The organism is Mesorhizobium sp. B1-1-5, from assembly GCF_006443065.1.
GTDB lineage: Bacteria > Pseudomonadota > Alphaproteobacteria > Rhizobiales > Rhizobiaceae > Mesorhizobium.
Map to the genome: position 1 here is coordinate 1 of NZ_VFWS01000575.1, position 1,118 is coordinate 1,118.

General features: G+C 66.9%; 1 protein-coding gene and 1 pseudogene. Both read left to right on the forward strand.

Annotation, left to right across the window (positions count from 1 at the left end; all coding sequences use genetic code 11):
• Positions 1–243 (forward strand): annotated as a pseudogene (locus FJ980_RS33425) (sugar phosphate isomerase/epimerase); the annotation flags it as partial.
• Entirely contained in the window at positions 240–1,073 is an 834-nt protein-coding gene (locus tag FJ980_RS33430; protein ID WP_140547647.1) for an alpha/beta hydrolase, read from the forward strand. The pseudogene FJ980_RS33425 and the gene FJ980_RS33430, both read left to right, overlap by 4 nt.
• Positions 1,074–1,118: the final 45 nt, after the last annotated feature.

Genomic DNA, 1,118 nt, shown 5'->3' on the forward strand with positions numbered 1-1,118 from the left:
GGCGAGGCGCGCGCCATCGTCGCGGCGGCGATCGACGAGGCCGCTGCCCATATAGCCATGGCGCATGCCAAGGACAGGCATGGCGACGGCCGCTTCGCCACAACAGGGGAGGGCATTGTCGATTTTCCGGATTTCGTCGCGCGGCTGAACGCTGTGAAATTCGATGGCCCGCTTGTCACGCACGGATTGTCGGCCGACGAAGCTCCCGCCGTCGCCGCGTTTCTGCGCGGGCTGCTCCGATGAGCGTCGCACCGACAATGATGCTTCGCGACGATGCTGCGCTTCGTATCTTCGACACGGAGCAAGGCAGGCTTTCCGTCGTCTTCCAGCACGGTCTCGGCGGTGATGCCGCCCAGGTGGCGCAGAATTTTCCCGACAGCCCGTCGCGACGCCGGCTCACCGTCGAATGCCGGGCCCAAGGCGGCTCCGGTGCCGGCCATAAGCGCCCCTTTTCGATCGCCATGTTCGCCGACGACGTGCTGGCCGCCGCCGATGCGGCCGGCATCGAACGCTTCGTCGCCGGCGGCATCTCGATGGGTGCGGCGATCGCGCTGCGCCTGGCCGTCCGGCATCCCGAGCGCGTCAGCGGCCTGGTGCTGGTCCGGCCTGCCTGGGCCTTCGACGCGGCCCCTGAAAACATGCGTCCCTATGCGGCAGTGGCCGAGCTCATCCGAAACCGTCCGCCGAACGAGGCGCGCGCCATCTTTGCCGCTTCGGCCACGGCGGCCCGGTTCCGCGCCGAGGCACCCGACAATCTGGCGTCCTTGCTCGGTTTCTTCGAACGCGACAATGCAGCGGACTTCGCCGAAATGATGCAGGCAGTCGCCGGCGATGGACCCGGCGTCTCGCGTGGCGTGGCCGGCTCGCTCGCTGTCCCCACACTGGTCATCGGCAGCGGTACCGCTCTCGTCCATCCGTTGGCGATTGCGCGCGCACTGGCGAAGCCCATCCTCGCCGCGATCTTCACCGAGGTGACACCGGAGGCCACCGACAAGGATCGCCACTTCGCCGAAATCAGTGCCGCGATCGGCGGCTTTCTCGATAAAAATTTCAACAACCAGGACCAGTCATGATCTCGAAACTCCTTTCAGGCCCGGCCGCCATCGCCGCATTGCCGC